Source organism: Aeromonas sp. R2-2, from assembly GCF_040908355.1.
Taxonomy (GTDB): Bacteria; Pseudomonadota; Gammaproteobacteria; order Enterobacterales; family Aeromonadaceae; genus Aeromonas; species Aeromonas veronii.
Genome location: NZ_JBFODQ010000034.1, coordinates 20,986 through 27,180, shown reverse-complemented (window position 1 = coordinate 27,180; position 6,195 = coordinate 20,986). Strand labels below are relative to the sequence as shown.

At 59.0% G+C, this 6,195-nt stretch carries 7 protein-coding genes; 2 read left to right on the top strand and 5 right to left on the bottom strand.

Features of this window, described 5'->3' with window-relative positions; genetic code table 11:
- Positions 1 to 2: 2 nt before the first annotated feature.
- From AB5Z09_RS06780 to AB5Z09_RS06770, 3 genes are all read right to left on the bottom strand, one after another.
- Positions 3 to 965, bottom strand: coding sequence for an IS1595 family transposase (locus AB5Z09_RS06780; RefSeq protein WP_368194921.1), 963 nt, complete (start codon positions 963 to 965; stop codon positions 3 to 5).
- Positions 966 to 1,089: 124 nt separating this feature from the next.
- Positions 1,090 to 1,305 (bottom strand): SlyX family protein, encoded by a 216-nt coding sequence (locus AB5Z09_RS06775; protein ID WP_005335285.1) that lies wholly within the window; start codon positions 1,303 to 1,305, stop codon positions 1,090 to 1,092.
- Between the two features lie 14 nt (positions 1,306 to 1,319).
- Complete coding sequence (locus tag AB5Z09_RS06770; RefSeq protein ID WP_100645230.1) at positions 1,320 to 2,288, bottom strand: hypothetical protein; 969 nt, start codon at positions 2,286 to 2,288, stop codon at positions 1,320 to 1,322.
- A 118-nt stretch (positions 2,289 to 2,406) separates the two neighbouring features.
- On the opposite strand from AB5Z09_RS06770, the gene fkpA reads away from it, so the two are divergent.
- Both fkpA and AB5Z09_RS06760 read left to right on the top strand, forming a co-directional pair.
- On the top strand, positions 2,407 to 3,210 hold the full coding sequence (gene fkpA, locus AB5Z09_RS06765) for an FKBP-type peptidyl-prolyl cis-trans isomerase (RefSeq protein WP_005335283.1): 804 nt from the start codon (positions 2,407 to 2,409) through the stop codon (positions 3,208 to 3,210).
- A 151-nt stretch (positions 3,211 to 3,361) separates the two neighbouring features.
- Positions 3,362 to 4,768, top strand: a complete 1,407-nt coding sequence (locus AB5Z09_RS06760; RefSeq protein WP_236315817.1) for a sigma-54 dependent transcriptional regulator — start codon at positions 3,362 to 3,364, stop codon at positions 4,766 to 4,768.
- 55 nt (positions 4,769 to 4,823) lie between these two features.
- On the opposite strand, the gene AB5Z09_RS06755 is transcribed toward AB5Z09_RS06760, so the two are convergent.
- Complete coding sequence (locus AB5Z09_RS06755) at positions 4,824 to 5,693, bottom strand: hypothetical protein (RefSeq protein ID WP_368194919.1); 870 nt, start codon at positions 5,691 to 5,693, stop codon at positions 4,824 to 4,826.
- 112 nt (positions 5,694 to 5,805) lie between these two features.
- Positions 5,806 to 6,141: a hypothetical protein gene (locus AB5Z09_RS06750; RefSeq protein WP_005335280.1), complete on the bottom strand. Its 336-nt coding sequence runs from the start codon at positions 6,139 to 6,141 to the stop codon at positions 5,806 to 5,808.
- Positions 6,142 to 6,195: the final 54 nt, after the last annotated feature.

The following is a 6,195-nucleotide window of genomic DNA, read 5'->3' as shown; positions in this document are numbered from 1 at the left end:
GGCTATGTCCCAATTACGTGTTGCATGGGGTGCCCCAGCGCCTCATGCAAACACGCTTTGATATTCACGCCCCTCCCGTAACGCTCCAGCATCCTGCGCCAACCCAGGTAGTTCTTCAGGTAGTGCGTTGCCACTCCATGGAACCGCTCCATCCACTCTTTCAACCGATGGTGATACCCGTTCACGTGCTGGATGTGATACGCACCGACCACCCGTTCGCCCTGGCGATTGCGCACTACTTGATGAGTCACTCCATGCACTTTGCTAAAACTCGCATACACACCCGCACCATCGCTACACAACACCGCATCCGCTGACACCAACGGCTTCAACACCGCGATGACCGTCTCGGCATTTATCTGCTCCAGCTGAAAATCCGCATGGTGGCCAGCACGGTCCTGCACCACCATCACAGGGATGTAATCCGACCCGGTTCCACGGGTTCGACCTTTACCACCACGATGCCTTGGCGGACGCGGCAGTCCCCGTTGCCCCTTGAACGATTCAAGGAAGAAGGTCTCATCAACCTCAACAATGCCCTCTTCCCGTGTGGCTTGATGGCCTGCCATGGCACGCAAGAAGCGGTGACGCCAGAGGAACGCGGTGTTTTTGCTGACCCCACAGCGCCGCGCGGCCTGGCGGACGGTCAGTCCTTCGATGAGGGCTTGCGCGTAGTCTTCCCAGCACTGTGCTTTACGCAATCTGGCCAGGGGCGTCTTGGTGAGGATGGAGCTTGTGCGCAGACACTGTTTGCAACGGTAGCGGCGCAGCCCCCGACTCCACCCCCAAGGCGCCAGCTCGGCGACATCGGCCTGACAATGTGGGCAGCCACTGCATGCAGGAAACTGGGTATTGAGCGAGGTAATGGCATGTGGCGCCATGAGCTCCTGCCGGGCAACGCGGCGCTGGCGCAGGGTAAGCAGTGGAAAGAGAGACAACAGGTGTTGAAAGGCTGGGGTATCCATGATGGCAGACCTCAAGGTGATGGCCTACTTCAAGATTAGCCTTTCAACACGTAATTGGGACATAGCCTTTTTATTGGCTGACAGCTGTGCCAAGCCATGTTGCCTGACCAGAGATGGCGTCGGATCAGTAGTGCGGCGGCGGGGTCTCTTCGGCCATGCTGGCAATCTGGCTGGGCTGTACGCTTTGCAGTTTGTCGATCAGCAGCTGGATCTGGTATTTGAGCCGATCGAGTTCACGGCCCTGGGTGGTTACCTCGTCGTTGAGCTGCTCTATGGTGTACTCCGCATAGGCGAGACGGGTTTCCAGGGTTTCGATGCGATCGTTAAGTTGCTGACTCATGGGCCTTCGGGTCCTTACTTGATTGTCCAGATTTCGGCCAGACCACTGGAGCTGGCACTGACAAGGTGGCTATTGTCGCGCAAAGCGACGCCGTAGACCACTGCGCTGGGCGGTTTCACCTTGGGTTGCGGCGAGACGCGCCAGCTCTGCAGCAGGGCACCATCGCTCACTTGCCACAGGGAGAGCTGACGGGAAGGGGCGCCGGTGATGAGCCACTTGCCATCGTTGGCAAAGCGGGCGCTGGTGTAGACCTCGAAGCGGTGATCATATTGCAGCTGACTCACCTCCTTGCCGGTTTTCAGATCCCAGATGCTGGCCCGGCTGCTGTCGGCGGTGAAGGCGTAGCGGCCGCTCGGCTCCAGTCTGGCCATGATCACCCGGCCACCATGGTTGAAGCGCCAGATCACCTGCCCGCTACGGGTATCCCACAGATAGGCGCTATAGTCGTTGCCGCCGGTCAGGGCGTAGCGACCGTTGGCGGAGAGATCCACCGTATTGACCTGTTCGGTGTGCCCCAGAAACTGCAGGCGACGGCCGCTTCGGGTGTCGAGCCACTCAGCTTTGCCATCTTCCCGCCCGATCAGCACATAACGACCGTCGGCAGAGAGCGCGATGTCCCTCAGCCTGGATTCAGGAAGTGAGTAGTAGCCTTGTGATTGCCCGTCGTTCAGCCGCCAGGTAGCAAAGGTGTCTGGGGTGGCGGTGACGGCATGGCTGTTGCCTTCGGAAAAGCGGGTAATGAATACCAGATCTTCCGTAGAGTCGGATTGCTTCCAGCGCCAGCGTTGACGGTTCTGTTCCAGATCCCAGACGATGATGCCCTGGCTGATGCTGGAGACGATGGCCTGCTTGCCATCACTGGAGAGATCTGCGGTCAGCAGACCCGTGCTGGCGAGGGTCATTTGCTGGTTGGGTTGGGAGCTCTGCTCGCAACCGGTGAGCATTAAACAGAGGCTCACCAGATAAATGGCACTTTTTATCATTTTTGCGGTCTCACGCTTTTGTTACCTGCGATCACGGCGTTAGTATAAGGCGCTTATCACGATAAACCTCTCATTTCACGATGGAACCGAGAGCGGTATTTGGAGTTTGGAGAAACTGATGAACAAATTTCTGAAGGTGTCCCTGTTGGCGGCGGCCGTTGCCGTCGGTCTGACTGCTTGCCAAAAAGACGAGAAGCCTGCTGCGGCCAATACCGCCGAAGTGAAGGCAGAAGCCAGCAAGCCGGCAGAGGCGACCAAGGCCGAAGCCAAGAGCTTTGAAGAGCAATCTGGCTACGCAATTGGCCTCTCCATGGGTCGTTACATCGCCAATACCCTGGAGCGTCAGCAGGAACTGGGCATCAAACTGGACAACGCCGTGATCCTGAAAGGGGTGACTGACGGTCTGGGCAAAGAAGCCAAGATGACTGATGAAGAGATCCAGAAGGTACTGCAGGATTACGACGCCAAGATCAACGAGCTGACCAAGGCCAAGGCCGAGAAAGACGCCGTTGAGAATCTGAAGAAGGGCGAAGAGTTCCTGGCTGCCAACGCCAAGAAAGAGGGTGTGAAGAGCACTGAATCCGGCCTGCAGTACGTGGTCGAGAAGATGGGCACTGGCGCCAAGCCGAAATCTACCGACATCGTCAAGGTTCACTACACCGGTACCCTGACCGACGGCACCAAGTTCGACAGCTCCGTCGATCGCGGCGAGCCGGCTACCTTCCCGCTCAACCAGGTTATCCCGGGTTGGACTGAAGGTGTTCAGCTGATGCCGGTTGGCTCCAAGTTCAAGTTCTTCCTGCCGTCCAAGCTGGCCTATGGCGAGCACGGTGCAGGCTCCATCCCGGCGAACGCCGTGCTGGTGTTTGACGTTGAGCTGCTGGCTATCGAGAAGCCGACTGCAGACGACGCCAAGAAGTAATCCCTTCTTGTAGTTAAAAACGGCTCCTTAAGGAGCCGTTTTTACTTGTGTATTCCCTGCAATCGCGGGATAACAGAGCTGTCTTGGCGTTGGGTTTGCGCGCGAAAATAAGGCAAAATAGATCGCAGAATCAAATACAAGGATGAGTCCAGTGGCTGAAAATAAATCGCGTGTCCTGCTGGTGGAAGATACCCGTAGTCTGGCGGTGGTCTATGAACAGTACCTGCGCCAGGAGGGGTACGAGGTAGTGCTGGCCGACTGTGGTCAGCAAGCGTTGGCACAGTTGCTGGCAAGTCCTCCCCCCGTGGTGCTGCTGGATCTGGAGCTGCCGGATATGTCCGGTATGGATATTCTGCAGATGATCACCGAACAGCAGTTGCCCTGCTCTGTGGTGGTGATCACCGCTCACGGCTCGGTGGATGTGGCGGTGGAGGCGATGCGCCTCGGTGCCTTCGATTTTCTGACCAAGCCGTTTGACAGCAAGCGGCTCTGCGCCACCGTTCGCAATGCCTTGAAACACCAGCAGTTGAGCTCGCTGGTTGCCCACTATCGGGAGAACTTCGAGCGCAGCTCCTTCTTCGGTTTTATCGGCGCCTCCATGTCGATGCAGGCGGTCTATCGCATCATCGAAAGTGCGGCGCCCAGCAAGGCGACCGTCTTTATCACTGGCGAGAGCGGCACCGGCAAAGAGGTGTGTGCCGAGGCGATTCACCAGTGCAGTCCCCGCAGCGAACAGCCCTTTATTGCCCTCAACTGCGCCGCCATTCCCCATGATTTGATGGAGAGCGAGATCTTCGGTCATGTGAAGGGCTCTTTTACCGGTGCGCAGGTGGATCGCAAGGGGGCGGCCAGTCTGGCCGATGGCGGTACCCTGTTTCTCGACGAGATCTGCGAGATGGATCTCGACCTGCAGAGCAAGCTGCTGCGCTTCATCCAAACCGGCACAGTGCAGCGGGTCGGCAGCGGCAAGCTCGAGACGGTGGATGTGCGCTTTATCTGCGCCACCAACCGGGATCCGCTGGTGGAGGTGAAAGCGGGCCGTTTTCGCGAGGATCTCTACTATCGGCTCCACGTCATTCCACTCACCCTGCCGCCGCTGCGGGAGCGGGGCGAGGATATCCTGCTGCTGGCGCGTACCCTGCTGCAGAGCTACGCCAAGGAGGAGAACAAACGCTTCAAGGATTTCGATGTCGAGGCGGCACGAGTGCTGCTCGACTACCCCTGGCCTGGCAACGTACGCGAGCTGCAAAACGTGGTGCGCAATATCGTGGTGCTCAACGACAAGGAGCTGGTGAGCCCGGATATTCTGCCGCCACCGCTCAATGGGGTTCGTCCCCAGCTGCCGGCTGCGATTGCGGCAGCGGTGGCATCGGCTCCGGCCGCCACCGGCGTGGCCAACGGGCCAATTCGTCCGCTCTGGCTGGTGGAAAAAGAGGTGATCGAACAGGCCATCGCCAGCTGTGACGGCAATATTCCCAAGGCAGCTGCCCTGCTCGAGATCAGCCCCTCCACAATTTACCGTAAAAAACAGGGGTGGGAGGAGTCCAATCGGGCCTGAACCATCTTGCCAGCAGAAAGGGCGGCTAGCGTGCCGCCCTTTCTATTTTGGGGGATCAGAGTTTGGCGAGGCGTTTGAGGCGGGCCAGTCGCTCCCCCTCGTTGGCGCTGAACCAGCGGTCCTGCGACAGCAGAAACCAGGCGCGGGAGAAGTATTCCGCGGCCAGCGGATCGTCCAGCACCAAGGCATTCTCCCCCAGCTCCTCGAACAGATAACCATCCTCAGGTTCGCCAGCCTCGGCCATATCGGCCTTGAGCTGGTGCAGCTCTGCCAGCGCCTGCTGGTGCTGACCCTGGGCCCGGGTCAGGCGAGCCAGACTCCAGCGAGCGATAAACGCCTTGGCCGGCTGGTTATGTTGCAGATGCCAGGTCAGACACTTCTGCTGCTGGATTTTCGCCTCCTCAAAGCGGCCCAATTCGAACAGGGTCCAGCCCTGATTGTTGTAAAGGGGGGCCAGCCAGCCGCGCACCTTCTCGTCACTGCTGCGTTCCGCCAGCTCCATCGCCAGTTGATGCCAGCGGCTCTGCTCTTCCAGTTGTGCGGCGATGGCGATCATGTGAGCGGCGTCGATGGCGAGATAGGTCTCCTTCTCCTTGAGTCCCCACTGCCAGGCTTGTTCAAACAGCGGTTTGGCGCTGGCTTTGTCGCCCGCCGAGTTAAAGGTGCGGCCTCGTTCCAGCAGGGCCCGGATCCGTGCTCTGGGGGTTGTGTCGGTGAGGCGAGGCGCTATCTCGTCGAGCAGCTGATGGGCTTCGGCAAACTGGCGCTGCAGTGAATGGGTGCGGGCAATTTGGGTCAGCAACTCCAGTTCGAGTTGCAGGTCGGCTGCGGCACGCGCTTCGGGAAGAAGGGTGTGAAAACGCAGGGCGCTGGCGGCGGGATCCTGATAATCCCACAACGTCATGAAATCGGGCGGATTGTCCATTTGGCCTCCTTGCTGGTTATCCTGTCACCAAGATGCCTGCAGGCCATTGTTTGTACAAGGGGCGCCCATCACAGAGCGCCCCTTGAGCCATGCTAACGGTTGTGCCAGCCGATCAGTAGACCATGGCCAAGCTCATCAGCATCAGGCCGAGGGCGGCAAAGGCCCCCTCCTTGATGGCGAGCCTTGGCACCAGCGCCTTGGGCAGGGCCGGAAACAGGCTCAGGGCAAAGCCAAGGCCCGGCATCAACCAGTGGAATGCCGGATCGCGCAGGGTGGGATCGGCGGCTCCATTGATGATGATCAGCAAAATAAACAGGGTGAAGGCGGGGAGGATAAACCAGCGTACCCCACCGGCGGCGACCGCCCGCAGCGGCGAAATGCGATAGAGCAGCATGGTCACAAGGAACAGAACAAAAGGGGCCAGCAGATAGAGCGGAGCGGGGTTCATAACATCTTTCCTGAAAACTGAGCGTCAAAAAACAGGGAGTCCGGTGCAAGAGGC

Coding starts and splice junctions, on each gene's coding strand:
- AB5Z09_RS06780 (WP_368194921.1), bottom strand. CDS start 965: ATGGATACCCCAGCCTTTCAACACCTGTTGTCTCTCTTTCCACTGCTT.
- AB5Z09_RS06775 (WP_005335285.1), bottom strand. CDS start 1,305: ATGAGTCAGCAACTTAACGATCGCATCGAAACCCTGGAAACCCGTCTC.
- AB5Z09_RS06770 (WP_100645230.1), bottom strand. CDS start 2,288: ATGATAAAAAGTGCCATTTATCTGGTGAGCCTCTGTTTAATGCTCACC.
- fkpA (WP_005335283.1), top strand. CDS start 2,407: ATGAACAAATTTCTGAAGGTGTCCCTGTTGGCGGCGGCCGTTGCCGTC.
- AB5Z09_RS06755 (WP_368194919.1), bottom strand. CDS start 5,693: ATGGACAATCCGCCCGATTTCATGACGTTGTGGGATTATCAGGATCCC.
- AB5Z09_RS06750 (WP_005335280.1), bottom strand. CDS start 6,141: ATGAACCCCGCTCCGCTCTATCTGCTGGCCCCTTTTGTTCTGTTCCTT.